We start from the raw sequence: 26,815 nt of genomic DNA on the forward strand, positions 1-26,815 counted from the left end.
TTAATATATTTTCCAAACTAACAAAAAATATTTCAAAATATAGCTTTTTTACTACAAAATATTGTATCAAAATGAAAGTTTAATCTGATTTTTAATCTTTTCAACCATACCACTCAACTCTAAGCTATTCTGATGCGACCATAACTCACTTTCAATCTGACCATTACGAATACAGTTGAAACATTCAATCGCTTCATGAGCATAACCTTTTCCAGTAGCAGGCAGATTAAAAACAGACTCCTGATCTTCTTTAAATAATGAAAAACCATTTGCCACGTACCAAGGCGCATTTAACTCGATTCTACCTTCCGTACCAGATATCAAAGCTTTCATATCAGATTCAGAAACTATAGAAACATGCAAAACCGACTGAGCAGATTCATATTGCAAAATCATGGAAGTCTGTAAATCTATATCATTTTTATGTTTAATGGCTTTTGAAATAATTTCATTGGGTTTTCCTAAAATAATGTACGACAGAAATAATGGATAAACCCCGATATCGAATAAGGCTCCCCCGCCTAAATTTTTATCAAAAAGTCTTTTGTTTTCTATTTCACTTCCGTGAAAGGCAAAATCTGCCTTGATATAATTTACGCTTCCTATTGCTCCACTATTTATTTTCTGCAAAACATCTTGCATAGCCGGAATAAATCGTGTCCAGAAAGCTTCCATAAAAAACTTATTATTTTTTCTGGAAGCCTCAATCATTTTGACAGCATCTGAATACGAAAGCGCCAGTGGTTTTTCGCACAAGACATGTTTGCCGCTTTCAAGTGCTTTTAACGTCAGTTCTGCATGAGAATCGTGCGGCGTTGCAATATAAACAATCTCGATTTCGTCATCTTCAAACAAAGCGTCATAAGAGCTGTACACTTTTTCAATAGTATATTTTGAGGCAAACTCAGACGCTTTTTCACTGTCTCTCGAAGCACAGCCTTTCAAAATCATATTGTCTAGCAGTACCAAATCAGATGCAAACTGATGAGCAATATTTCCCAGTCCGACAATTCCCCATTTTAGTTTTTCAGTATTTATCATAAAAAATTATCTATTCATTAAAAATAACGGCTTTATTCGAAACCAACTAAAATAAAGAAAAACATTAACAAAAAATAAATCTCATGTAACATATATTTCATATTTTTAGCAGCAAAATTGTAAATAACCTATGAAAAAAGCCCTATTACTAGTTTTTTTGAGCGTTTTTTTAACAAAAACCTATGCTCAAGAATACTTTCCCGTAAATGAAAGCGTGCACAACAAAAACAAAAATTACACTGTTTTGACCAATGCCGTGATTTATGTAACTCCGACTCAAAAAATTGAAAAAGCAAGCTTACTGATCCAAGACGGAAAAGTAGTTGCAGTTGGAAATTCCATAACTATTCCAAAGAATGCCATCAGTATTGATTTGGCTGGAAAGACGATTTATCCCTCGTTTATTGATATTTACACCACTTTTGGAATTGAAAAGCCAAAAGGCAATATGACTCCGGGTCGAAACCGAAATCCGTTATACGATACTAAAAAAACTGGTTATTACTGGAACGAAAGTGTAAGGCCTGAAGTAAATGGTTATGAAGCTTTTAAATACGACCAACCAAAAGCAGATGAATTCTTAAAAGCCGGTTTTGGTGTTGTAGGAACACACATGCCAGACGGAATTGCGCAAGGATCTGGTGCTTTGGTTGCATTGAACAGTACCGAGAACAGCAGACAAATTATTGCTAATAAATTAACCAACCATTTTGCATTTACGAAAAGCGCTTTGACCAATCAAGCATATCCAACTTCGCTTATGGGAATGATGGCGCTGTTGCGTCAGATGTATCTTGATTTGGATTGGTATAAAAAAGGAAATTCTGAAACAAGAGATTTATCATTGGAAGCTCTTGCTAATAATGAAAAATTGGTTCAGATTTTTGCTTCAGAAGACAAATTAAACAGCTTAAGAGCTTCTAAAATTGCTAAAGAATTCGGTTTGAATTATGTATTAAAAGGAAGCGGAAATGAATTCGAAAGAATTGAAGAAATCAAAGCAACCAATGCTAAATTTATCATTCCAATCAGTTTTCCACACGCTTATGATGTTTCTAATCCGTATTTATCAAACCAAATCGAATTGGCAGATATGCGTTTCTGGAACCAAGCGCCAACAAACTTAAAAGTATTGTCTGAAAACGGAATTGTTTTTGCCCTTACTACAGACAAGCTAAAAAAAATAGATGATTTTAAACCGAATCTACTTAAAGCGGTAAAATATGGTTTTGACAAAACAAAAGCGCTTGAAGCGTTGACTACTATTCCGGCCGCCATTTTAGGAAAAAGCAATGAAGTAGGAAGTTTGAAAGTGGGAAGTTATGCCAACTTCATTATAACTTCAGGAGATTATTTTGACGAAAAAACAGTTTTATACGAAAACTGGGTTCTTGGAAATAAATTTGTTGTTAACGATATGACGACTAAAGACATTCGCGGGAACTACGATTTAACTATTGGAAAAGATCTTTATAAATGGAAAATTGACGGAACTGCCGAAGCTCAAAAATCGGAGGTTACGACTGCAGATTCCAAAAAATTGAAAAGCACTTTTGCCATTTCTAAAAACTGGATTTCATTGGTTATAAAACCTGAAGACACTATCAAATCAAACTTTACACGTTTGACTGGACTTGCCGAAAGCACCCCTAATTTATCTGGAAAAGCAGTACTTTCTAACGGAGAAGAAGTTTCTTGGAATGCCGTAAAAACAAGTGCATTTGTTGCTGTAAAAGATACAACCAAAGCAGAAAAGCCTAATGCAGTTATGCCGGTAACTTATCCGAATATTGCTTTTGGAGAAAACAAAAAACTGACTGCACAGACTATACTATTCAAAAACGCAACAGTTTGGACAAATGAAAAAGAAGGAATTTTGACCGAAACTGATGTTTTAATCAAAAATGGAAAAATTGCTGCTGTAGGCAAAAACCTTTCAGACGGATCTGCAACGGTGATTGACGCAAAAGGCAAACACATTACCAGCGGTATTATCGATGAACATTCTCATATTGCAATTTCTAAGGGTGTAAATGAAAGCGGACACAATTCGACAGCCGAAGTTACTATTCAAGATGTTGTAAACTCAGAAGACATTAATATTTATAGAGATTTGGCAGGCGGTGTAACTATTTCGCAATTATTGCACGGATCTGCTAACCCGATTGGTGGCCGTTCTGCAATCGTAAAGTGGAAATGGGGACAATCTCCTGAAGAAATGTTGTACAAAAACCAGCCTAAATTCATCAAATTTGCTTTGGGTGAAAACGTAAAACAAGCCAACTGGGGAATTGATAATCCGACACGTTTCCCACAAACTCGTATGGGAGTTGAGCAGGTTTTTACAGACTATTTCCAACTGGCTAAAGAATATGACGAAAGCTGGAAAAAATTCAATTCTTCTAAAAAAGGCAAAGCACCAAGAGTTGACTTAGAACTGCAGACGCTTGCTGAAATCTTAAACAAAGAACGTTTTATTACGTGTCACTCTTATGTAGAATCTGAAATTTTGATGTTAATGAATGTAGCAGAGAAATTCAATTTCAGGGTAAACACTTTTACACATATTCTTGAAGGATATAAGGTAGCTGATAAAATGAAACAACATGGTGTTGGCGCTTCTACATTCTCAGACTGGTGGGCGTATAAATTTGAGGTAAACGATGCAATTCCGTACAACGGGCCAATTATGCACAATGAAGGACTGGTCGTAGCTTACAACTCTGATGATGCCGAAATGTCAAGAAGATTGAACCAGGAAGCGGCAAAAGCTGTAAAATACGGAAATGTTTCTGAAGAAGATGCTTGGAAATTTGTAACTCTTAATCCGGCAAAACTATTGCATATAGACGATAAGGTAGGAAGCCTTAAAGTCGGAAAAGATGCCGATGTAGTTTTATGGAGCGAAAACCCTTTATCTATTTATGCTAAAGCAGAAAAAACAATCATTGAAGGAGTGGTATATTTTGACATCGAAAAAGATGCACAAAAACAACAAGCCATCAACAAAGAAAGAAACATTCTGATCGGACAGATGCTGCAGGAAAAAAACAAAGGAAACAGTACTCAGACTCCAACCAGAAAAGAGAAAAAAGAATATCACTGTGATACTTTAGAACAGTTTTAAAACTTTAGAAATTCTAAATGATAAAGAAAAACATCATGACACATAAAAATATATACAAACTTCTATTATTGTTTTGCGCTTCTATGCAGCTGTCTGCACAGCAGATACCAGCGCCAAAACAATCCAAATCGGTTTTAATCTTAAACGCAACTGCGCACTTAGGAAACGGAACTGTAATACAAAACAGCGCCATAGGCTTTAAAGACGGCAAACTGACTCTTGTTGCAGATGCTACAACAATAAGGCTAGCCGACAATGCCTACGACACCACAATTGATGCAAGCGGAAAACATGTTTATCCTGGTTTTATTTCGCCTAATTCTACTTTAGGGCTTGTAGAGATTGATGCAGTAAAATCTTCTGACGACGAGGAAGAAATTGGAAGCATCAATCCAAACGTACGAAGCATCATCGCTTACAATTCAGAATCTAAAGTTGTAGAGACTGTTCGACCAAACGGGGTTTTGGTAGCACAGGTTACTCCTAGAGGAGGCAGAATTTCTGGAACATCATCAATTGTACAGCTGGATGCTTGGAGTTGGAGCGATGCCATTATGAAAGAAAATGACGGGATTCATTTGAATTTCCCATCTAGTTTCAAAAGATCAGGAACTTGGTTCGAACCTGGAGTAATTGAACCTAATAAGGACTATCCAAAACAGGCCGAAGAAGTTAATGCATTCTTTGTAAATGCAAAAGCCTATAATCAGGATACTCCAAAAGAAAGAAACATTGTTCTGGAAGCTGCAAAAGGACTATTTGATGGAACTCAGATACTTTACATTCATGCTGAAGAAGAGAAACAAATAGTAGATGCTATTGAATTGGCAGTTAAAAATTCAATCAAAAGAATTGTTATCGTTGGTGGTTTTGAAGCACACAAAGCCTCAGATATTTTATTGAAATACAACGTAGGGGTTTTGCTGAGACGTGTTCACGATATGCCTACCAGTGATGATCAGGATGTAAATCTTCCTTACAAAATGGCAAAAATCCTAACTGATAAAGGAATTTTGGTTGGTTTAGAAAACAGCGGCGACCACGAACGTATGAGTGTTCGAAATCTTCCTTTTTTAGCGGGAACTTGTGCCGCATTTGGAATGGATAAAGAAAAAGCGGTGCAATTGATCACTTCTAACACTGCAAAACTTTTAGGCATTGACAGTCTGTGTGGTACTCTGGAAACAGGAAAAGACGCAACACTATTTATTTCAGAAGGCGATGCACTTGATATGAGAACCAATAAGCTGACCATGGCATTCATTCAAGGAAGAAACATTAATTTAGATACTTTTCAGAATAAGCTGAATACTAAATTTAAAGCAAAATACAACCAGAAGTAATTCTTAAACTTACTTTCTTAAAAAGACATCAAATGTGAATCGTTTGATGTCTTTTTTTGTTCAAAAAACCATCATTTTTAGAAATTTAAAGATAATACCGCAACATTTTGACTAAAATTCGCACTTTTCAAACCCAATCTTCAACAAAAAATGACCTAAATCGCAGACCAACGGCAAAATTGATTACCAAATCGTAAATTTTTACATTGTTTTAACATACAGAATAAAATTAGAGGGGGTTAAAATGAAAAATTAACAAAAATTAAACACATGACCCCATTTTTTATTGGGGTATGAAATCATTTTATACTTTTATAAAAAATTTTAAAACTAAATAACTATGCGAAAAATTATTTTAAGTGTGATTCTTATCACGATTTTGGTCCTAACCTTTATTTCGAACTTTATTATTGCAGACAACCCAATTCCGGCAGAAGCTGTAAAGTTTGATACAGGAGATACCGCCTGGATGATCGTTGCAACTGCATTTGTATTGTTAATGACTCCCGGATTAGGATTTTTCTATGGAGGTATGGTCGGTAAGAAAAACGTAATTAGTACTATGCTTCAAAGTTTCATGGCAATGGTAATTGTTACTATTTTGTGGACTGTTGTTGCTTTTGGATTGGCTTTCGGACCAACTATTGGAGGGATTATCGGAAATCCGTCTTATAATTTATTCTTCGAAGGAGTTGGCACCAATACCGCTTGGAGCCTTGCACCAACAATTCCTTTTATATTATTCGCATTATTTCAGGCAAAATTCGCCATCATTACTCCTGCATTAATTACAGGTGCTTTTGCAGAACGTGTACGTTTCTGGGCTTATTTGTTGTTCATGGTTTTATTCATATTACTGATATATACTCCGCTTGCTCACATGACTTGGCATCCTGATGGGGTTTTCTTTAAAATGGGAGTATTAGACTTTGCTGGTGGAACTGTAGTGCACATGAGCGCTGGATGGGCTGCATTGGCAGGAGCTATGTTCTTAGGAAAAAGAAAAGTTCAAAAAGTTAATCCTGCTAGAATCACTTATGTATTATTAGGAACAGGTTTACTTTGGTTCGGATGGTTTGGTTTCAACGCTGGATCTGCATTAGGAGCAAACGGACTTGCTGCTCAAGCTTTAGGAACAACTACTGTTGCTGCCGCTGCCGCTGCGATGGCTTGGGTTTTCCTTGATAAAATTTTAGGACACAAATTATCTGCTCTTGGAGCTTGTATCGGAGCTGTTGTAGGTCTTGTTGCTATTACACCTGCTGCTGGTTTCGTAAGTATCTCTCACGCAATCTTTATTGGTTTATTTTCTGCAATTGTGAGTAACATTGTAGTAAGCAAATTCCCTAAAGGAAAAATCGATGACGCTCTTGACGTATTTGCTTGTCACGGTGTAGGTGGTATGGTAGGTATGCTTTTAACTGGTGTTTTCGCTTCAAAAGCAATCAATCCTGCAGTTGGAGACAATCAAGGTTTAATCTTCGGAACTCCAACATTATTCATCAACCAATTAACTGCTTTAGTTATCGTTTCAATCTTTGCTTTTGTAGCTTCTTACGCTTTATTCTTCATCGTAAATAAAATCACTCCTCTAAGAGTTACCGAAGAAAAAGAAGAACTAGGATTAGACATCTCTCAACACGGAGAATTCTTATAAGATATTAATTTTCACTTTTCGTTACTTGATAAAAAAAGCACTCTAATTTAATTTTAGAGTGCTTTTTTAATTTTAGATTGTAGACTTTAAAATGTAGACTTTAGATTGTAGACTTTAGATTGTAGACTTTAGATTGTAGACTTTAAATTGTAGACTTTAAATTGAGAAATAGCATTTAAATCTAACTAAATACAAACAACTAACAAATAAAAACTTACAACTAAGAACTAAAAGAGTAAGGCTGAGAACTAAGAACTAAGGACTAAGAACTAAGGACTAAGAGACTAAAAAAACTAACTCACTCCTTAAAATTCGCAATCCCTTCTTTTAGCCATTTTAAATATTCATCAGTGCTTACATAGCTGATTGTTGGCTTAGAAGTATTCAAGTTATTTCCTTCCGCATCTGTAATTACATACAAAGGCTGCGTATTGGTTTTGTATTTTGAAATCATAAAATCTGTCCATTTATCACCGGTAGTTTCAATTTTTTCTCCAGCAGCGGTAACAAACTGTTTTTCTTTTGGCAATTCGCGTTTATCATCAACGTAAAGCGAAATCAAAACCACATCATTTTTTAAAATTGGCAGTACCGAACTTTCAGACCATACATTATTCTCCATTTTTCGACAGTTTACGCAAGCATAACCTGTAAAATCGAGCATGATTGGTTTCTTTACTTTTTTAGCATAGGCTACTCCGTCTTCGTAATCATGAAAAACTACAATTCCGTGAGGGCCCAATTCTGCGCCTTCAGGAAGACTTTTTGCAGCATCAGTAGTGACAGCTGCATGACCCGACCCTCCTACTCCAAACGGACTTTCGCTATATTGTGGAGGCGGCGGAAAAGCGCTGATCAATTTCAATGGCGCTCCCCAAAGTCCTGGTATCAAATAAAGTGTAAAAGCAAGGGTAACAAGACCTAAATACAATCTTCCTACCGAAATATGATTGGTTGGACTATCATGAGGCAACGTAATTTTTCCGAATAAATAAAAGGCAAGAGCACCAAAAATAGCAATCCATATCACCAAGAAAACTTCTCTTTCTAAAAAATGCAATTGCAATACCAAATCGGCATTTGATAAAAACTTAAAGGCAAAAGCCAATTCCAAAAAGCCTAAAAACACTTTTACAGTATTAAGCCATCCGCCAGATTTTGGCAGCGAATTCAACCAGCTTGGAAACATTGCAAAAAGCATAAATGGCAAAGCAAGCGCAGAAGAAAAGCCCAGCATTCCGACAATCGGCCCAGAAACTCCATTTGTTGCCGCTTCAACCAAAAGCGGCCCTACAATTGGCCCAGTGCATGAAAAGGATACAATTGCCAAAGCAAGAGCCATAAACAAAATTCCGATTATACCGCCCTTATCAGCCTGTTGATCCACTTTGTTTGCCCATGAATTTGGAAGCATAATTTCAAAACCTCCCAAAAATGATGTTGCAAAAACAATCAGTAGGACAAAGAACCCGAGGTTAAAATATACGTTTGTTGCTAATGAATTTAAAGCGTCTGCACCAAAAATAAATGAAACCAAAAATCCAAGTGAAACATAAATTCCAATGATTGACAATCCGTAAAAAACAGCATTTCTGATTCCTTTTGCTTTGCTTTTGCTTTGTTTTGTAAAAAAGCTTACCGTCATTGGAATCATTGGGAATACGCAAGGCGTGAATAATGCAGCAAAACCACCTAAAAAAGCAAAGAAAAATATAGACCATAAACTTCTTGTAGAAGATGGCAACTCTAAATTGTCTTTTGCTTTTGCAGTTTCATTATCCGCTTTTTGCGCTTCGGTTTTTTCAGCTACAGGAGTTTTGCTCACTGTATCAACAGCAAGGCCCACTACTTTGGTTTCGTCTAGTTTTGCTTCTGCAACTACCGGAATATCCTCTTTCTTAAAAGCTGCAGGAACTGCTATCGAGAATTTTTTATTAGAATTGATGCATACTTCTTTACAAACCTGATAATCAAATTCAGCTTCTACTGTCTTTAAATTCGGATTTATAATTGTGATTTCCTGCTCAATACGCGCTTTTCCTTCAAAAAAAGTTTCGTTTACACCAAAAACGTCATTAAAAGCTGTTCTGGTTTTACTTTCTTTAGCTTTGCCTACCAGTTCGTAATTTCCTTTTTGATTTTTGAATGAAATTTCCAGCGCTAAAGGGCCTCCGTCTGGCGTAAACTGCGAGTACATATGCCATTCTTTTTCGATTACAGCATCAAAAATCAGAATAGCTTTATTCTCAGATTTTTTTTCAATTTTAGAAGTCCACTTTACAGGTTCTACCATTTGTGCATTCGCATTCGCGAAAGCAAAAAAGAAAATCAGTAAAGAGAAAAGAAATTTAATTCCTTTCTTTTTGGGAATAGTAGTCTGCTGGCTTAGAGTAAAGTTCATTATTGCAATTCTATTTTTAATATTTTGTTTGTGGTATTTTCTATTTTAAAGCGTTCGTCCTGTCTGACTCCAACAACCCAAACAATTTGGTTATCAGAACACAAAATCCATGTTTTTTCCTTTTCCAGCAATGATAACTTTTCATCCTTAAAATGCTTGCTAACTTTTTTGGACTTTCCGCCCATACCAAAAGGATAAAAAACATCTCCTTCTTTCCATTTACGCAATAGCAAAGGATAACGGATTTTTTCAGCGTCGACAAATATAGTTCTATTTGATCCGAATGTTGTGTGACCTACGTTACAAAGTGTCATTTTTAAGGGAAAATTAACTTCTGTATCGTCTTCATGAATTTCAAACTCATCTTTTTCTGATATTTCAGGAATCGGACTCAAAATCAGTGTTTCTCTATTTTTAATTAACCTGAATGCTGCAGTAAAAACTTGTTTTCCAGATTGGCTTTCGACAAGGTCATAAATGTCATTCCACGCCGAAAATCCAAATTCGTTTAGCCATTGGTACAAGTAGGATTTGTAGTTTGGTAGCTTTTTGAGTTTAATTAGATCAAAATGAATATCTTCTCCTGCTTCTTTGGCCACCTGCTGATAAATCATAATAGAAGCATCATCAACCATTTCTTTGCTTTCTCGCAAGTATGATTGTGTCTTTTGTAAGGCATCTGCAAAATTGGGATTGATTTCCTTTAAAATCGGAACCAAATCGTGGCGTATTTTGTTTCTAAGGTATTTTGTAGATGCATTACTGCTGTCTTCACGCCATTCTATACCATTTTCTTGAGCGTATTTTGAGATTTCTTCTCTTGAAAAAGGCAACAGCGGACGGATGATTTTGTCATTTTGCTCCGGAATTCCGGTTAATCCTTCTAATCCAGTTCCGCGTGAAAGATTGATGATAAAAGTTTCAAGATTGTCATCTGCATGGTGCGCTGTTAGGAGATAATCAAAATCTTTTTCTTCTAAAAGCTCATAAAACCAGCTGTATCGAAGTTCTCTTGCCGCAACTTGCGTAGATAATTTATAATCTTTGGCAAATGCTTCTGTATCAAATTGAGTGGTGAAAATCGGGATATCATTCTGACTGCAATAGTTTTGAATGAATTCCTGATCGCCAAAACTTTCTAATCCGCGAAGTTGGAAATTACAATGCAAAACCGCAATTTGATAAGGAAGTTTATGAAGCAAATACAATAAAACCATACTGTCTAATCCTCCACTTACAGCAAGAAAAAGCTTTTTTTCTGCTAAAAATGGAAATCTGGATTCGATATGGCTTTGAAATTTTGAAAACATCTGATAAAAGTAAAAAATTAAATTTGATCTATTTTTAAACGAAATGTTAAGTCTGATATTTTATTTGCCACTAATTGCACGAATTTGCACGAATTATTTTTTCACGCAGATTTAAAAAAGATTTAAGCAGATTTACGCAAATTAATTTTAATAAAATCTGTTTAAATCTGCTTTAATCCGCTAAATCTGCGTGAAAAAATTTATTGCAAAACTTCATGCATTGCTTTGGCTTTTAGCAAGCATTCTTCATATTCTTTTTCTGGGATAGAAAGTGATGTAATAGCGCTTCCGACTGAAAATGAAACGTATTGTTTTTCTTGATTGTATAAAATACTTCGGATCACAACATTAAAATCAAAATCTCCGTCGGGAGTAAAATAACCAACAGCGCCACTGTATAATCCTCTTTTGGTCGCTTCAAGATTTTCGATGATTTTCATTACAGAAATTTTCGGAGCACCCGTCATGCTTCCCATCGGGAAAGTCGTTTTTAAAACATCAACGGCAGAAAATTGAGCATCTAATCGGGAAGTTACCGTAGAAATCATCTGATGGACTTGCAGAAAAGAATAAATTTTGCAAAGTTCTTCAACCGCAACAGAGCCTTTTTGTGCGGTATGTGATAAATCGTTGCGAACCAAATCGGTAATCATGATGTTTTCGGCGCGTTCCTTGGCATCAGATTCCAAAAATTGCTTAGAACTTTTATCTTCTTCTGCATCCAAAAAACGTTTTGAAGTTCCTTTAATAGGTTGCGAAATAATCTTTTCGCCGCTTTTTTTCAGATATCGTTCTGGAGAAGCCGAAAGCAAAAAGTTTTTATTGTTTTTTAAAAAGACCGAGAAAGGCGCTTGTGAAATCTCATTAAGCTTCTGGAATTTCTCCAACGGATTTATCACAGCTTTCTCTGCGTAAAACTCCATGCAAAAATTTGCTTCGTACATATCTCCTTGATGAATATGTTCGAGCATTTTTTTTACTTTTTCTACATATTTTTCTTTTGAAATTCGTTGCTGTACCTCAATTTTATTCAATGTTTGAAAAGAAACCGATTCGATTTTATTTATCTCATTAAAATCTTCTTCTACTTCATCATCACAAAACAATAAATAACATATTTCAAGCTGATTTCCTTTCATCAAAAATATTTTTTTGGGCTGAAAGAAAAACAGATCCGGAAAATCCAATCCGTCCCAATTATTAGATTTCAAATCTTCGATATCATTTTTCAAATCGTAAGATAGATATCCAAAAAGCCAGTCTTTGGTATTCTGTTGGTACTGTTTTAAATCTTCAAAGGCATTAAAATAATCGGTCTGCAGTAAAGTAAAGGCATCTACAGCAAGAACAAAATCAAAAGAAGAATACTGATCCGGATAGGAATTGCTTTCCAAAAAAGCGACTTCTCGAAACTGCTGTGCCCAGCTCAAAAGCTGTTCTTTAAAACTCTTTGGATCTGCAATATTTTTATGAATAGAAACTCTCAAAAACGAAAAAATTTAAAACTCCAAAATTACGACAAAAAAAATCCTTCGATAAAGGAATCTTACAAAATTATTGGCACGCTTTTTAGTATATCGAATTTGTACAAATTCGCGAATATTTAACAACCAAATGCATTTACATCGTGTAAATGTTTTATCAAAAAAATCAAATATTTAACCTTTTATGAAAACAATCACAAAATTAGGATTGGCCACCTTGGCCGCAGTTACATTATTATTTTCTTGCAAAAAAGCAGATTATGCTACAGAAGAATCGATGGCAGATGCAAAAATGGTTGCAGACAGCACCGCTATTTCGTCTTCGGCCGCTGTAGTTCAAAAAGACAGCAAGCAGAAATTTATAAGGACTGCCGACATCAAATTTAAGGTCAAAAATGTTATAAAATCTACTTATGCTATAGAAAATGCCGTTCAGAAATTTGGCGGCTTCGTCACATATACCAACCTACAGAGCACTATACTCAACCAAATAAAAACAAAAGTTAGTCAAGACAGCACGCTGGAAACCACTAAATATGCTGTAGAAAACAATATCATTATCCGCGTTCCCAACACACAGCTTGACACTATCATCAAAACAATAGCCAAACAGATTGACTTTCTGGATTACCGCGTTATAAAAGCCGACGATGTTTCGTTGAAAATGTTGTCAAATCAGCTTTCACAAAAAAGGAGCGCCGTTACACAAAAAAGGGTCGCAACTGCAATAGATTCTAAAGGGAAAAAGATAAATGATGTTATTGATGCCGAAAATACATTAGCCAACCAAAAAGAAGAGCATGATAACAGAACAATTGAAAATTTATCATTACAAGATCAGATTAATTTCAGCACCGTAACGCTACAGCTTTATCAAAATGAAACAGTAAAACAAGAAATGGCTGTAAGCGAAAAAGACAGTGATGCCTATAAGCCAAACTTAGGAATCCAGATCATAGACGCACTTAAAAGCGGCTGGTATATACTACAGGAAATCATAGTTTTCTTCATTAATATATGGCCTTTCATTTTATTGGCTATTGGTGGATTTTTCCTTTATAAAAAATACATTAAGAAATAAGAAAAGTGCTAATAAACAGCAAGATAGTAACGAAAAATTCATTACATTTGATATAGCATTAAACTAATCCCAAAATAGAATATTATTGATTGTTAAATTCTCAATAAAAACAGGTCTTAAAAAAGATTTCCATTTATCTGAAGAATATGATTTTGCGTTTTCAACACATTAACTATATCATTTTTAACCTCTTTTAATTCTAAGTATTATGAAAATTGCTACTATTATTGTCCGTGTTTTGATTGGTTTATTGTTACTTTTTGCTTCTATCTCCTTTTTCTTTAAATTAGCTCCAGAACCAGAAACAACTGGTAATTTTAAGGCTTTTAATATGGGTCTAGTTGCTTCAACGTATTTGCTTCCGTTAGCAAAAACAGTCGAATTGCTTTGTGGAATTGCATTTGTCACTGGTCGTTTTGTGACTTTGGCAAACATTTTAATTTTACCAATTACAGTCAATATTCTGTTTATAAATTATTTCCTAGCTCCAGAAGGACTTCCGATCGCAGGACTTTTGTTTTTAGGTAATTTATTTCTGATTTACAGATATTGGGATAATTACAAAACCGTTTTCACTCCTTGATTTAGTAAAGGCATCAAATAGAAAACCCGGCAATTAATCTGCCGGGTTATTTTTTAATGAGCTTTGTCGTGTTTTACCCATACAAGTTCAGAAGTCTTATAACCAATTTCCTCAGCTTTTTTGAGGAATTCTGCCTTAACGCTTTCTGGAATCTGAGTTTCTCTTGAAAGAATCCACATGTATTCTAAGCTTTCGCCGGCAACCAATGCATATTTATAATCTTGGTCTAAGGCTACCACATTATAACCTGAATAAAAAGGACCAAAAAATGAGACCTTAAGCATACCAATATCGTCTTTTTTGACGAATTTGGCTTTCCCGATGCTCTCTTCCCATTTGTCTTTTTTGACATTATAGCCCTTATTATCAACTTTTATGGTACCGTCTGGGTTTAGAGAATATTCGGCAGTTACATTGTCTAAATCTCTCTCCCATTTATAATCAAGTCTTGCAATTTCGTACCATCGTCCCAGATATTTTGCACTTTCAAAATTATTTACAGGAACTGCATTTTCTGGAATTTTCGATTTGCAGGAATAGAACAGTAGTGCAATTCCTGCCCCCAGTAAAACTGGTGCTATATATTTACTTTTCATGAACTATCTTTTTAATTATCATAAAGATAGCATCTCAATCGCACATCTAATTTACAAAATTATTTTTGATTATTATATTATATAAAGCATAAAAAAACCGCCAAATTGCTTTGGCGGTCTAGTTATGATAATCGTAAAAAAATTATACGTGTAAAGCTCTATTTTCAGTAGCTGCCAATGCTGCTTCTTTTACCGCTTCTGCGAAAGTTGGGTGTGCATGGCTCATTCTTGAAATATCCTCAGCAGAAGCTTTGAATTCCATAGCCGTAACTGCTTCAGCAATTAAATCTGCTGTACGAGCACCGATCATGTGAACTCCTAAAACCTCATCTGTTTTCTCATCAGCCAAGATTTTTACAAATCCGTCTAAGTCAGCACTTGCTCTTGCACGTCCTAAAGCCTTGAATGGGAAACTTCCTGATTTGTATTTCACTCCAGCCGCTTTCAATTGCTCTTCAGTTTGTCCAACTGCTGCAACTTCTGGCCAAGTATAAACTACACCCGGAATTAAGTTATAATCGATATGTGGTTTTTGACCTGCTAAAATTTCAGCAACCATTACTCCTTCTTCCTCTGCTTTATGTGCCAACATCGCTCCACGAACAACGTCACCAATTGCGTAGATATTCGGAACATTCGTTTGTAAATGATCGTTTACTTCCACTTGTCCTCTGTCTGAAATTTTAACTCCAGCTTTGTCAGCGTTTAATCCGTCTGTGTACGGACGACGACCAACAGAAACTAATGAATAATCTCCTTCTAGAGTGATTGTTTCTCCTTTTGCATTTTCAGCCTGAACCACAACAGCATCACCGTTTCTTTCTACTGATTTTACTTTGTGAGAAACGTAGAATTTCATTCCTTGTTTTTTCAATACTTTAGTCAATTCTTTAGAAAGCGCTCCGTCCATTCCTGGAATGATTCTGTCCATGAATTCCACTACAGAAACCTGAGCACCAAGACGAAGGTAAACTTGTCCAAGCTCGATTCCGATAACTCCTCCACCAATGATAACTAAATGTTTTGGAACTTCTTTTAAAGCCAAAGCCTCAGTAGAAGTAATGATTCTTTCTTTATCAATTTTGATGAATGGTAAAGAAGATGGTTTTGATCCTGTAGCAATTACAGTATATTTTGCTTCGATAGTTTCTGATGTTCCGTCAGCTTTTGCAACAGCAATGTGAGTTGCGTCTACGAAAGAACCTAAACCATTGAAAACAGTGATTTTATTTTTATCCATTAAATAATTGATTCCGCCTACAGTCTGATCAACAACAGCTTGTTTGCGGGCAATCATTTTCTCTAAATTGATTTTTACATCGCCAGAAACTTCGATTCCGTGATCTGCAAAATGAGCGATTTCTGAATAATGGTGAGAAGAAGATAATAATGCTTTTGAAGGGATACAACCTACGTTAAGGCAAGTTCCGCCTAATGAATTATATTTTTCTACAATTGCAGTTTTGAAACCTAATTGTGCGCAACGAATTGCTGATACATATCCGCCAGGACCTGAACCTATAATGACTACGTCAAATGAACTCATAGTTTGTCTATTTTATTTTTAGCGTCACAAATTTAAGGAATAAAGTTCTTTTTAAAGTTTAAATTTCAATGTTTTTTGTTTGAAATTTTGGGCTTTGGTTTTCTGCCACGAAGGCTCTAAGGCACAAAGTTTTTTTGTTTTTTTCCTCGAAAAGACGCAGAGTCGCAAGTTTATTCACAAAGTATGTCATTTCGACTGAAAGGAGAAATCTCCGCGAGAAACTCTACAAAGATTGGCGAAATTCTGTGAAGAGCTACTTACGGAGATTTCTCCTTCGTCGAAATGACAAAAACTGCGTTTAGTAATTCAGACAAAGAAAAGAGAACTTAGCATCTTAGAACCTCAGAACCTTAGCATCTTTCAAAAAGAAATCACCGTAGAATTCTTGACTTCACTTATCATAAACATACTTTGTGTACTTCCGATATGTTGTAATGAAGTTAATTTGGTTACTAGAAATTCTCTGTACGCTTCCATGTCTTTTACCAAAACTTTCAGAATATAATCGTAATCGCCGCTTACGTGATGGCATTCTAGAACTTCATTTAATTTGACTACTTCGCTTTCGAATTTGGTTAAAAATTCTTTGGTATGCTGAATGAGTTTTAAATGACAGAAAACCACAAATCCTTTTTCAATTTTGGATTTGTCGACTAAAGCTGCGTAGTTTTTTATGATCCCTTCTCTTTCAAGTTTTTTGATTCGTTCGTAAACTGCAGTTACCGAAAGATTGAGTTTTAAAGACAATTCTTTGTTGGTCTTTTTACTGTCGGTTTGAAGCAAAACCAGAAGTTTTTTATCTATTTCGTCAAGAATCATTTTGTTGATGGTTTTTAGTTGATTGTTGGTAGTTTCTTTTCAGATGAAAGAAAATCTATTTCGTTATACTTTTTGAATCAAATTTAGATTAAAAATCACAATAAACACATTTTTTATAGTTTTAAAATCTGATTATTTAGTTTATAGTTGATTATTTTTCTTATTAGACCTTATTTTGAACAGAATTTCTTTTGAAAAACGAGTGCCCTAGCCCTGATAGAAATGGAAAGCCCGGAATAAAAAAGATATAAGTTTCTTCTTCTAAAAAAGCGACCAACGGAAGCTCTTTTTGGAACATTAGAAACTTTAGCTTTTTTATGAGGACTTGAAATGGATAGCAGGAATAGCTCCTTATCAATAACAATTTCAAAAATCAATTTCAATAACAAAAAACTAACTATAAATGAAAAACTTCAATCCAGCAGATAAAATTCAGAATCTGCAATATTTTGGCGAATAGCTCCTTATCAATAACAATTTCAAAAATCAATTTCAATAACAAAAAACTAACTATATAAATGAAAAACTTCAATCCAGCAGATAAAATTCAGGATTTGCAATACTTTGGCGAATTTGGTGGAGTAAATCCGTCGATTTCTGATTCTTCTACTTATACTTTTCTTTCGGCAAAAACTATGTTTGATACTTTTGAGGGCAATATGGAAGGTTGTTATTTATATTCGCGCCATTCTTCGCCAAGTAATTTGTATTTGGATCAGGCTTTGGCAGCAATGGAAGGAACGGAAACAGCTAATGTTTCGGCTTCGGGAATGGGCGCTATCACTCCTACTCTACTGCAATTGTGCGGTGCGGGCGACCATATTGTTTCAAGCCGAACTATTTATGGAGGCACTTATGCTTTCCTCAAAAACTTTACACCGAGATTCGGAATTGAAACGAGCTTTGTCGACATTACAAAACTAGATATTGTAGAAGCTGCAATTACATCTAAAACAAAAGTTTTGTATTGCGAAACAGTTAGTAATCCGCTTTTGGAAGTGGCTGATATCGCTGGTTTAGCAAAAATTGCTAAAAAGCATAATTTGAAACTGGTTGTTGATAATACGTTTTCACCATTATCGGTTTCTCCTGCAAAATTGGGAGCCGACATTGTGATTCACAGTTTGACCAAATATATTAACGGAAGCAGCGATACGGTTGGTGGCGTGACTTGTGCATCAAAAGAGTTTATCAATTCGCTGAAAAATGTGAATTCGGGCGCCAGTATGCTATTAGGACCTACAATGGACAGTCTGCGTTCTGCAAGTGTAATGAAAAACCTTAGAACACTTCATATCCGAATTAAACGGCACAGTCATAATGCGCATTTTCTGGCTGACATGTTTGAAAAAGATGGTTTAAAAACGGTTTATCCCGGGTTAAAAAGTCATCCAAGTCATGAATTGTATAAAACGATGATTAATCCTGAATATGGTTTCGGCGGCATGTTAACGATTGACGTTGGAACTTTAGAAAAAGCCAATGAATTAATGGAATTAATGCAGGAACGAAATCTAGGATATCTGGCGGTAAGTTTAGGTTTTTATAAAACGTTGTTCAGCGCACCGGGAACTTCAACTTCTAGTGAGATTCCGCTAGACGAACAAAAAGAAATGGGATTGACCGATGGTTTGATTCGTTTTTCGATTGGTTTAGATAATGATATTCAGCGTACTTATGAAATGATGAGGGATTGTATGATTGAAGTTGGCGTTTTGAATTCTGCCGAGATTCGCAAAGGAGATGCCAAAGAGATTCACTAAGTTTTTTTGTTTCACGCAGATTTAAAAAGATTTAGGCAGATTTTAGCATTTTTTTTTAAAACTAAATCTGCTAAAATCTGCGGAATCTGCGTGAAATATATATTCATTATAAAACAAACATTCCTCTATAAATAAATTTGCACATTTTTATTAGCTTGTTTGAATCCGCTTGGACTTTCTCTACGCGGATTTTTTACAAAAAGCCGTTTTGAAGGTTTTCAAAAACGGCTTTTTGCACTTTATCTTGGCTCGTAAGCTCTAAACGTTCGCCAATATTTATCCTTGTAGATTTCGTAGCTTACATCAAAGGTTTCAGCGTACTTTTCTACAATTTCGTCTGCTACTTTTGTTGGTTTTCTAAAGTCTTTGCAGGCAAAAAAGATTTCTCTTTTATTTGTTGATGTTTCTCTTCCTATATTCAAATACCCCTCTACATCTTTAAGCTTTGACACTATTTCATCTTCAATTTCATTCAGCAACTGATATGTTTCTTGGTCTGGCATTCCGTTATTATTGCTTCCGTCAAAGGGAATTGTAATGATAAATACCCACGGATGTGATGCTTTTTTGTCCCATTGCAAAATATCGCTATTTATAATCGCAATAATCAGTCCGCCATCTTTTGTGGTTGCTTCGAAACTCGAATAGTTGTCATTTTCTGTATTGTGCCTTGTTCCCTCGTACTTCTCCACAAATTCTTTCTCTCTCCAAATCAAATAATCCTTTAATTTTTCAATCGGAATCAATTCTTCTGAAATTTCATTAGGCCCAACAATCTTCATATTATCAATCAACGTGACCGAGTGTAATTCTCCTAAGTAATTATCTAAGAAAATATAAACCCCATTTGTTAAGATTGTCCTTTTTTCCTCTACAAAATCCTCATACACAACCGTTAAATCAATCTCATCTGGATATCCATCATGAATGTTTGGATAAAATTTTAAGTTGTCTTTATTGAATTTAAAACCTTCGTAATCAACACCAATATTCTGAATATCAGATGAAGGTTTTAGCGCCGTAATTTTCCATCCCTGAATTGAAGGTGCAGCATTTACTAATTCCTCAATAGCATAAATATTTCTGATTGCGCCATCTGGGGTTAAAATTAATTCGACGGTATGATCATCAAACATTCCCGTTACAAAATAAATTCCTCCGTGCATTTCATCAAGTTTTGGCGCTAATTTATCAAAAAAGCCTTGGTGGATATTTTGCCTGTTTTTGACGATTTTGAAAAACTCTTTTTCGTGTTTTAAAAACCAATTCCAGAAATCATTATTGGATTGTATTGGAGCTTCTTTTTTGCGCAATATTTTATCTAGAAATCCCATGTATTAAAAATTAAATTGAAATGTTACTGAAAACAAACTTAAGGAAAAGAGATTTTAAAACATAAGAATATTTCTATAAAAATAGCAAGAACAGAAAAAGCCATTCTGAAGTACTCAGAACGGCTTTTCAATATAACTCTTAACTCTTAACTTAGAACTTCTCCAAGTTGAGTTTACTGTTTTGTCGGCTGTAGCCAAAATAAATCAGCAAGCCAATTATGAGCCAAATCGTAAAGTAAATCCAGTTCCACACACTCAATTCGGCCATCATATACAGACAGCAGATTAATCCTAAGAGCGGAATCAATGAAAGATTTTTTCTGAATGCCCAAACTGCTAATCCAACTAAAACAAATAAGAAGATCCACATTGGAATTTTGTGTTTGAACAAACTAAATCCAGATTCGTATTTTGCAGCATCAGCAATTGGCAATCCTTTTACAACTTCAGCATACTTTGCTTCATCGTCTTGATATTGTCCTAACAAATGTTCTAAATCTGATGTTTCGGCTGTTTTATTGTTTACTTCGATACTTTCAAGATATTTAAAAACTTTCTCAGATTCTGATTTATCTAAAGAAGTTACAATTGAAGTGGCGTCATAAATCTGCGGTTCGTTATTGATAAACGCCATTGTCGCTTTGTTATTGAAAGCAAAAGCATAATACAATCCTGCAATCATTAAAACCGGCAGAATAAACTTCGAATTGACATAAGGCGTTTTGAATTTTCCTCTTGGAATTTCAGGTTTGTTCTGCAATACCAAAACTCCTGCACAAACTAATACAAAGGCAAATAAAGTTCCGATACTGCATAAATCGGTTACCATAGTCAAATTCAAAAATAAAGCTGGAACTGCCACCACAAAGCCTGTTACAATTGTAGCAAAAGAGGGTGTTTTGAATTTTGGGTGAACGGTTGAGAATTTTTTTGGCAATAAACCATCACGGCTCATACTCATCCAGATACGAGGCTGTCCCATTTGGAAAACCAATAAAACACTTGCCATTGCCACAACTGCACTAACTGCGATAATTCCTGACATCCATTTTAAATCCAATTTATCGAACACAAATGCCAAAGGATCTCCAACATTTAATTCGTGGTATTTTACCATTCCTGTTAAAACTAAAGCAATAGCAATGTATAAAAGTGTACAAATAATAATCGCCCACATCATACCACGTGGCAAATCACGTTGTGGATTTTTACATTCTTCGGCAGTTGTAGAAATCGCATCAAAACCAATATAAGCAAAGAATACTGCTGAAACTCCTTTTAAAACTCCTCCTACACCATTTGGCGCAAAAGGATTCCAGTTTGCCGTATCTACATAAAATATTCCGACTGCTATTACCAAAAGAACAACACAAAGTTTAACCACAACCATTAAGTTACTCGCGTTACGAGATTCTTTCATTCCTCGGTAAACCAAAGCAGTAATCAAAATAATGATAAATAAAGCCGGTAAATCAGTAACAAAATGGAAAGATCCAATTGTTGGAGCGGTTGTCCAGGCTGTGTGTGCCTGTTGCAAAGCTGCACTTAAATTTTCGAATGATTTTCCGCCTCGCATTAAAGCTTCGGCATCTTTAAATCCGTTTGAAGCGGTTAGGTAATCCATCTGAATCCATTGTGGTAAATGGATACCGCCACTTTGGAGCAGTCCAGTAAAATAATCACTCCACGATATGGCAACGGTTATATTTCCGACGGCGTATTCCATAATTAAGGCCCAACCAATAATCCAGGCAATTAATTCTCCAAAAGCTACATAAGAATACGTATAAGCACTTCCTGAAACAGGAACCATTGAAGCAAATTCGGCATAAGCGAAAGCGGCAAAACTACACGCAAGAGCAGTAAAAAGAAACAAAAAGATTACGGCTGGCCCACCATCGGCACTGGCTTTTCCAATTGTACTAAAAATTCCTGCTCCAACGATAGCCGCTATTCCGAAAGCTGTTAAATCCCTTGTAGTCAAATGTTTTCCTAGTGCATTATGACCGTCTGTTTCGTTCTGTGCAACCTGCTTCAGAATATCCTGCACTGTTTTCTTTCGGAATAAACTTGAAAATGCCATATATGTTTTGCTGTTATAAATTAATTTAATTCAGTCGTTTTTGTTTTATTTTGCAAATAATGCAAAAAATATCTTGATTTCAAATATATAAAACGATTTTGTTTTCTTGTGATTTTTTTTCTTGCCACGAAGGCGCTAAGACACTAATTTTTTTTTGCCACTAATTGCACTAATTTCTCGAATTTCATTTTTTACGCAGATTTTGCAGCTTATATAGATTTTTGATTACGTTGAGAGATTTAAGAAAATCTGTAAAATTTACTCAAATCTCTACAATCTGCATGAAAATCCTTTTTAATCTGTCATTGATTTTTCTCTCGCAGATTTAGCAGATAACGCAGATTTCTTTCATGGTGAAAAGATTTACGCAGATTTAACTAAACTTCAAAAATATAAATCTGCTCAATCTGCCAGATCTGCGTGAAACTTTTTTAGTTCGTTGGCTATATTTTCCCCGCAGATTTAGCAGATAACGCAGATTTCTTTCATGGTGAAAAGATTTAAGCAGATTTAACTAAACTTCAAAATATAAATCTGCTCAATCTGCCAGATCTGCGAGAGAAATAAAACTTTCAGTACTTTCTTAATCACTGTTCAGAGATGAAAGTCATTTTCTTTGCCATCTTTTTTTGCCATCCGTAAGGCAAAATTGAGTGGTTATTTCCGACCATCAAATTCATTTGTTCTACAATTTTGTCTTGTATTTTCTTTGGTAACGCATAAAAATCAGCATCTACAGAAAAATTTCTTTCATCATCAAGAATTCCGTTCTGAATTCTGATTCCTATTTTTTTTCCTTTATAGTATAATAAAATTTTAATTCTTCCATCAGAGTATAAATTAAGTCCGCTTGTACCATAAATTACAATGGGATCAATAATTCCGTCCTGGTCAAAGTCTTCCACGTAAATATATCTTGACCAAAACCATATACTATCTTCATGACTTTCCTTAAAATCATTGATTTCGAAAGTTTTGGTCCAGCGGTCATTTTCTATTTTAAAATTAAATGCCTTCACCGCATTGTTAAAGTTGTTGCCTTTAACGCTTTCCTTATATTTATCTTCTGTCAAAACTAAATAATAGCTTCCTGTTTTGTCTTTATATTCATAAACCTTCCAAATAACAAAATTGACTCCAAGCTCTTTCCTTTTCTCCTTTGTAAAAATCTGATTTACTTTTTCTTCCGATAAAGTTTTATACTTGCTGTTATTTTCATTGTTTAGATATTCTGATATTTCACTAATTCTTTGGCCAAGAATAGCGATATTTTTAACTTCTATATCAGAAAAAACAATACTTTTATTATCGTTCACAGGTTTATACCAACTGTACTTTTTAAAAATAGTTGCGTATTCGGCATTAGAAAAAACATATCCTTTTCTGGCATAAATCTCGTTTTTTAATAATTTTAAAGAGGCAATATCTTCATTATTCAATTTAGCTTCATCAATGATTTCAGAAGAACATTTGGAGCAATCTAGCCTATTTTGTGCATATATTGAAAAAGCAACAAACAACATTACATAACAATAAAACTTCATTTTTAATTTGATTAATGATTTGAAATGTACTTTAAAGAAAATTACAAAAGACAATTCCTCAAAATACTTACCGGATGCTGCGCTTCTCTTTTTGTTCCATCGTAAATTTGATGACGACAGCTCGTTCCTGCAGCAGCGATTTTTACGTTTTCTGCCGTGTTTCTCACTTTTGGGAATAAAGTATCTTCTCCCATTTGCATACTCACTTTATAATGTTCTTTTTCATAACCAAAAGAACCTGCCATTCCGCAGCAACCTGAGTTGTATATGGTAACCGTATGGTTTTTAGGCAAATTCAGCATCGCAAAAGTAGCCTCTACAGAACTCAATGATTTCTGATGGCAATGTCCGTGAATTTTAATTTCTTTCGTTTCTTCTGAAAATGAATCTGGCGTTATTTTCCCGTCTATAATTTCTTTTTTGAAGAATTCTTCAATTGTGAATGCATTTCGAGATAGTTTTTCCGCAGCTTCTTTATCATCTGCCAAACGAAGATATTCGTCTCTGAAAGTTAAAATTGCTGAAGGTTCGATTCCGACCAAAGGTGCATTGGCTAAAACCAAATCTTTAAAAACATTTACATTATAATTTGCGATTTTCTTCGCTTCTTCTAAAAATCCTTTCGAAAGATACGTTCTTCCACTTTCTTCATGATCGACAACTAAAACTTGATAACCTAATTTGGTTAATAATTCGAAAGCATCAATTCCGATATTTACGTCATAATAGTTGGTAAATTCATCTACAAACAAATACAATTTGCCATTTGGAAAATCTGTCGTTGTTGGTTTATAATTTTGAAACCATTTCCTAAAAGTCTTTTTCGCTAAAAGCGGAACCTGTCTTTCAGGAGCGATTCCCATTGTTTTTTTCACCAAAGACTGATTCGAAATAAAATTCGTAATCGAAGGGAATTTGCTTCCCAATTTGTTCAGTTTGGCGTTGTTGGCAAAAATCTTACTACGCGTTGAAAATCCGTTTGCTTTTTGGTATTGGTATAAAAATTCGGCTTTTAAAGTCGCTACGTCCACATTGCTCGGACATTCGCTGGCACAGGCTTTACAACTTACGCACAACTCAAAAACTTCGTATAATTCTTTCTGATCAAATTTGTTTTCTTTTTCAGAATAAGTCAAATATTCTCGCAACGCATTGGCTCTTGCACGAGTTGTTTCTTTTTCATTTCTAGTCGCACGATAGCTCGGACACATCGCTCCTCCGCCTGACGGCAATTTACGGCAATCGCCTGAACCATTACATTTTTCGGCTGCACGCAAAATTCCTAAACTGTCTGAGAAATCCTGAAATGTTTTAATATCGGGCTCTACCCTGCCTGAAACCACACGATGATTTTCATCCATTTTCAAAGCATTGACTATCTTCCCTATATTCAAAACCGAATTTGGATCGAATGCCAGTTTGATTCTTTTCAATAGTTCATAATTTTTATCTCCAATCATAAACGGAATAAACTCGCCGCGCACGATTCCGTCTCCATGTTCACCACTTAACGAACCTTGGTATTTTTTAACCAAATGCGCCACCTCTGTCGCAATGGTTCTGAATAATTTTAAATCGGATGTTTTCTTTAAATTTAAAACTGGACGAAGGTGCAATTCTCCTGCTCCGGCATGCGCGTAGTAAATCGCTTCCTGTCCGTGGCTTAACATCATCGCAGAGAATTCGGCAATATAAGCAGGTAAATCGCTCAGTTCAACCGCAGTATCTTCAATAGAATCGGCTGCTTTGTCGTCGCCTACTATACTTCCTAAAAGTCCGAGACCGGCTTTCCTCAGTTCGTTGGCTTTGTCAATATCATTTCCGTAGATTTTTACTCTTGCGTAACCAAAATTGTTTTTCTCCAAATCGGCAATCAAAGCATCGGCTTGTTTTTCGGCATCTTCTAAAGAGTGCGAAGCTACTTCAAACAACATAATTGCTTTTGGTTCTCCTACCAAAAAGAAACGGTTTTTAATGTGTTCACGGTTTGTTTTGGTACAATCCAAAATCGTGTCGTCGATCATTTCGCAGGTGTACAAATGATGTTTCATAGCCACCACAACCGATTCTAAAGATTCCTGAATCGTATGGTAATGCCCCACAACCATAATACTATGAGGCGGAGGCAAGTCATCCACTTTTAGCGTAACTTCGGTTGTAAAAGCCAAAGTTCCTTCGCTTCCACAAAGCAGTTTTCCAAGATTTATTGTTGGTTCTGTTCCGCCAAACAATTCCGATTTTAGCAGAATATCAACAGCGTAGCCAGTGTTTCTTCTGTGAATTTCAGGTTTCGGAAACTCTTTTACAATTTCTTCCTGAGCCTCTTTTATAGAAAGCTCATCGTAAATCGTTTTGTAAATTTTGTTTTCTAAAGTATCTCCTTTCGTCTTTTCGATAAATTCAGCCGAAGTCAGGTCTTTAAAAATCACTTCAGAACCGTCGCTTAAAAGTGCTTTTACGGCAACAATTTTATCACGCGTAACTCCATAACGAATCGAAGTGGTTCCCGAAGAATTATTTCCCACCATTCCGCCAATCATCGCTCTGTTGGATGTTGATGTAATTGGGGCAAAAAAGACACCATGAGGTTTTAAGTATAAATTCAGCTCATCTCGAATTACGCCAGGTTGAACCGTAACGGTTTTATTTTCGGCATCGTAGCCAATTATTTTTGTAAAATGCTTCGACACATCAACAACCAATCCGTCTCCCACTGCCTGACCCGCCAGCGAAGTTCCCGCAGTTCTAGGCGTAATCGATAGCTTATGTTTTGCCGCAAACTTGATTAATTTGGCAATATCTTCGGTCGTTTTAGGTAATGCCACCGCATTGGGTTTTATTCGGTACACCGAAGCATCTGTAGAATAAAGCGTTTTGTGTAGCTCATCGAATAAAAGTGTGCCTTCTAATGATGATGACAATTGTTGTAACTCTTTAATTATTGACATTCTGTTGAATTTATGACCTAAAACTTATGTGTTTTTGAATACAAAAATACTTTATTTCCTTAGTTTTTTATTGTAAACTAAGAAAATTAGATGCTGTTATTCAATGTTTATATTATTGCGACAAACAATACTATATTATAACATAGTATTAGCAA

General features: G+C 35.3%; 17 protein-coding genes. 6 read left to right on the forward strand and 11 right to left on the reverse strand.

What is annotated here, in order from left to right; genetic code table 11:
* Positions 1-66 precede the first annotated feature (66 nt).
* Entirely contained in the window at positions 67-1,041 is a 975-nt protein-coding gene (locus tag E0W73_RS05735) for a Gfo/Idh/MocA family protein (RefSeq protein WP_135221133.1), read from the reverse strand.
* A gap of 130 nt (positions 1,042-1,171) precedes the next feature.
* Between E0W73_RS05735 and E0W73_RS05740 the strand changes: the two genes are divergently transcribed.
* From E0W73_RS05740 to E0W73_RS05750, 3 genes are all read left to right on the forward strand, one after another.
* Positions 1,172-4,168, forward strand: a complete 2,997-nt coding sequence (locus tag E0W73_RS05740) for an amidohydrolase family protein (RefSeq protein ID WP_135221134.1) — start codon at positions 1,172-1,174, stop codon at positions 4,166-4,168.
* Between the two features lie 35 nt (positions 4,169-4,203).
* The gene (locus tag E0W73_RS05745) at positions 4,204-5,511 is read left to right on the forward strand and encodes an amidohydrolase family protein (RefSeq protein WP_135221135.1); all 1,308 of its coding nucleotides are present in this window, start codon (positions 4,204-4,206) and stop codon (positions 5,509-5,511) included.
* A gap of 340 nt (positions 5,512-5,851) precedes the next feature.
* Positions 5,852-7,168 (forward strand): ammonium transporter, encoded by a 1,317-nt coding sequence (locus E0W73_RS05750; RefSeq protein ID WP_135221136.1) that lies wholly within the window; start codon positions 5,852-5,854, stop codon positions 7,166-7,168.
* Between the two features lie 298 nt (positions 7,169-7,466).
* On the opposite strand, the gene E0W73_RS05755 is transcribed toward E0W73_RS05750, so the two are convergent.
* The 3 genes from E0W73_RS05755 to E0W73_RS05765 form a co-directional block, all read right to left on the reverse strand.
* Positions 7,467-9,569: a protein-disulfide reductase DsbD family protein gene (locus E0W73_RS05755; RefSeq protein ID WP_135221137.1), complete on the reverse strand. Its 2,103-nt coding sequence runs from the start codon at positions 9,567-9,569 to the stop codon at positions 7,467-7,469.
* The gene (gene tilS, locus E0W73_RS05760; protein ID WP_135221138.1) at positions 9,569-10,879 is read right to left on the reverse strand and encodes a tRNA lysidine(34) synthetase TilS; all 1,311 of its coding nucleotides are present in this window, start codon (positions 10,877-10,879) and stop codon (positions 9,569-9,571) included. Before tilS ends, E0W73_RS05755 begins: the two co-directional genes overlap by 1 nt.
* 200 nt (positions 10,880-11,079) lie before the next feature.
* The gene (locus E0W73_RS05765) at positions 11,080-12,366 is read right to left on the reverse strand and encodes an anthranilate synthase component I family protein (protein ID WP_135221139.1); all 1,287 of its coding nucleotides are present in this window, start codon (positions 12,364-12,366) and stop codon (positions 11,080-11,082) included.
* Between the two features lie 181 nt (positions 12,367-12,547).
* Here E0W73_RS05765 and E0W73_RS05770 point away from each other — a divergent pair, with 181 nt between their 5' ends.
* Complete coding sequence (locus E0W73_RS05770) at positions 12,548-13,444, forward strand: DUF4349 domain-containing protein (RefSeq protein WP_135221140.1); 897 nt, start codon at positions 12,548-12,550, stop codon at positions 13,442-13,444.
* Between the two features lie 208 nt (positions 13,445-13,652).
* Positions 13,653-14,027 (forward strand): DoxX family membrane protein, encoded by a 375-nt coding sequence (locus tag E0W73_RS05775; RefSeq protein WP_135221141.1) that lies wholly within the window; start codon positions 13,653-13,655, stop codon positions 14,025-14,027.
* A gap of 53 nt (positions 14,028-14,080) precedes the next feature.
* On the opposite strand, the gene E0W73_RS05780 is transcribed toward E0W73_RS05775, so the two are convergent.
* The 3 genes from E0W73_RS05780 to E0W73_RS05790 form a co-directional block, all read right to left on the reverse strand.
* On the reverse strand, positions 14,081-14,623 hold the full coding sequence (locus tag E0W73_RS05780) for a lipocalin family protein (protein ID WP_135221142.1): 543 nt from the start codon (positions 14,621-14,623) through the stop codon (positions 14,081-14,083).
* A 142-nt stretch (positions 14,624-14,765) separates the two neighbouring features.
* The gene (gene lpdA, locus E0W73_RS05785) at positions 14,766-16,169 is read right to left on the reverse strand and encodes a dihydrolipoyl dehydrogenase (RefSeq protein WP_135221143.1); all 1,404 of its coding nucleotides are present in this window, start codon (positions 16,167-16,169) and stop codon (positions 14,766-14,768) included.
* Between the two features lie 360 nt (positions 16,170-16,529).
* Positions 16,530-16,988, reverse strand: coding sequence for an Lrp/AsnC family transcriptional regulator (locus E0W73_RS05790; protein WP_135221144.1), 459 nt, complete (start codon positions 16,986-16,988; stop codon positions 16,530-16,532).
* Between the two features lie 518 nt (positions 16,989-17,506).
* Between E0W73_RS05790 and E0W73_RS05795 the strand changes: the two genes are divergently transcribed.
* On the forward strand, positions 17,507-18,751 hold the full coding sequence (locus tag E0W73_RS05795) for an aminotransferase class I/II-fold pyridoxal phosphate-dependent enzyme (protein WP_135221145.1): 1,245 nt from the start codon (positions 17,507-17,509) through the stop codon (positions 18,749-18,751).
* Positions 18,752-18,990: 239 nt separating this feature from the next.
* On the opposite strand, the gene E0W73_RS05800 is transcribed toward E0W73_RS05795, so the two are convergent.
* The 4 genes from E0W73_RS05800 to E0W73_RS05815 form a co-directional block, all read right to left on the reverse strand.
* Positions 18,991-20,085, reverse strand: coding sequence for a DUF695 domain-containing protein (locus tag E0W73_RS05800; protein WP_135221146.1), 1,095 nt, complete (start codon positions 20,083-20,085; stop codon positions 18,991-18,993).
* Between the two features lie 151 nt (positions 20,086-20,236).
* Entirely contained in the window at positions 20,237-22,168 is a 1,932-nt protein-coding gene (locus tag E0W73_RS05805; protein WP_135221147.1) for an amino acid permease, read from the reverse strand.
* A 587-nt stretch (positions 22,169-22,755) separates the two neighbouring features.
* Positions 22,756-23,712, reverse strand: coding sequence for a YARHG domain-containing protein (locus E0W73_RS05810; RefSeq protein WP_135221148.1), 957 nt, complete (start codon positions 23,710-23,712; stop codon positions 22,756-22,758).
* Positions 23,713-23,753: 41 nt separating this feature from the next.
* The gene (locus E0W73_RS05815; protein ID WP_135221149.1) at positions 23,754-26,660 is read right to left on the reverse strand and encodes an FAD-binding and (Fe-S)-binding domain-containing protein; all 2,907 of its coding nucleotides are present in this window, start codon (positions 26,658-26,660) and stop codon (positions 23,754-23,756) included.
* Positions 26,661-26,815: the final 155 nt, after the last annotated feature.

The organism is Flavobacterium foetidum (assembly GCF_004634245.1).
Taxonomy (GTDB): Bacteria; Bacteroidota; Bacteroidia; order Flavobacteriales; family Flavobacteriaceae; genus Flavobacterium; species Flavobacterium foetidum.

Coding starts and splice junctions, on each gene's coding strand:
- E0W73_RS05735 (WP_135221133.1), bottom strand. CDS start 1,041: ATGATAAATACTGAAAAACTAAAATGGGGAATTGTCGGACTGGGAAAT.
- E0W73_RS05740 (WP_135221134.1), top strand. CDS start 1,172: ATGAAAAAAGCCCTATTACTAGTTTTTTTGAGCGTTTTTTTAACAAAA.
- E0W73_RS05745 (WP_135221135.1), top strand. CDS start 4,204: ATGACACATAAAAATATATACAAACTTCTATTATTGTTTTGCGCTTCT.
- E0W73_RS05750 (WP_135221136.1), top strand. CDS start 5,852: ATGCGAAAAATTATTTTAAGTGTGATTCTTATCACGATTTTGGTCCTA.
- E0W73_RS05755 (WP_135221137.1), bottom strand. CDS start 9,569: ATGAACTTTACTCTAAGCCAGCAGACTACTATTCCCAAAAAGAAAGGA.
- tilS (WP_135221138.1), bottom strand. CDS start 10,879: ATGTTTTCAAAATTTCAAAGCCATATCGAATCCAGATTTCCATTTTTA.
- E0W73_RS05770 (WP_135221140.1), top strand. CDS start 12,548: ATGAAAACAATCACAAAATTAGGATTGGCCACCTTGGCCGCAGTTACA.
- E0W73_RS05775 (WP_135221141.1), top strand. CDS start 13,653: ATGAAAATTGCTACTATTATTGTCCGTGTTTTGATTGGTTTATTGTTA.
- E0W73_RS05780 (WP_135221142.1), bottom strand. CDS start 14,623: ATGAAAAGTAAATATATAGCACCAGTTTTACTGGGGGCAGGAATTGCA.
- lpdA (WP_135221143.1), bottom strand. CDS start 16,169: ATGAGTTCATTTGACGTAGTCATTATAGGTTCAGGTCCTGGCGGATAT.
- E0W73_RS05790 (WP_135221144.1), bottom strand. CDS start 16,988: ATGATTCTTGACGAAATAGATAAAAAACTTCTGGTTTTGCTTCAAACC.
- E0W73_RS05795 (WP_135221145.1), top strand. CDS start 17,507: ATGAAAAACTTCAATCCAGCAGATAAAATTCAGGATTTGCAATACTTT.
- E0W73_RS05800 (WP_135221146.1), bottom strand. CDS start 20,085: ATGGGATTTCTAGATAAAATATTGCGCAAAAAAGAAGCTCCAATACAA.
- E0W73_RS05805 (WP_135221147.1), bottom strand. CDS start 22,168: ATGGCATTTTCAAGTTTATTCCGAAAGAAAACAGTGCAGGATATTCTG.
- E0W73_RS05810 (WP_135221148.1), bottom strand. CDS start 23,712: ATGAAGTTTTATTGTTATGTAATGTTGTTTGTTGCTTTTTCAATATAT.
- E0W73_RS05815 (WP_135221149.1), bottom strand. CDS start 26,660: ATGTCAATAATTAAAGAGTTACAACAATTGTCATCATCATTAGAAGGC.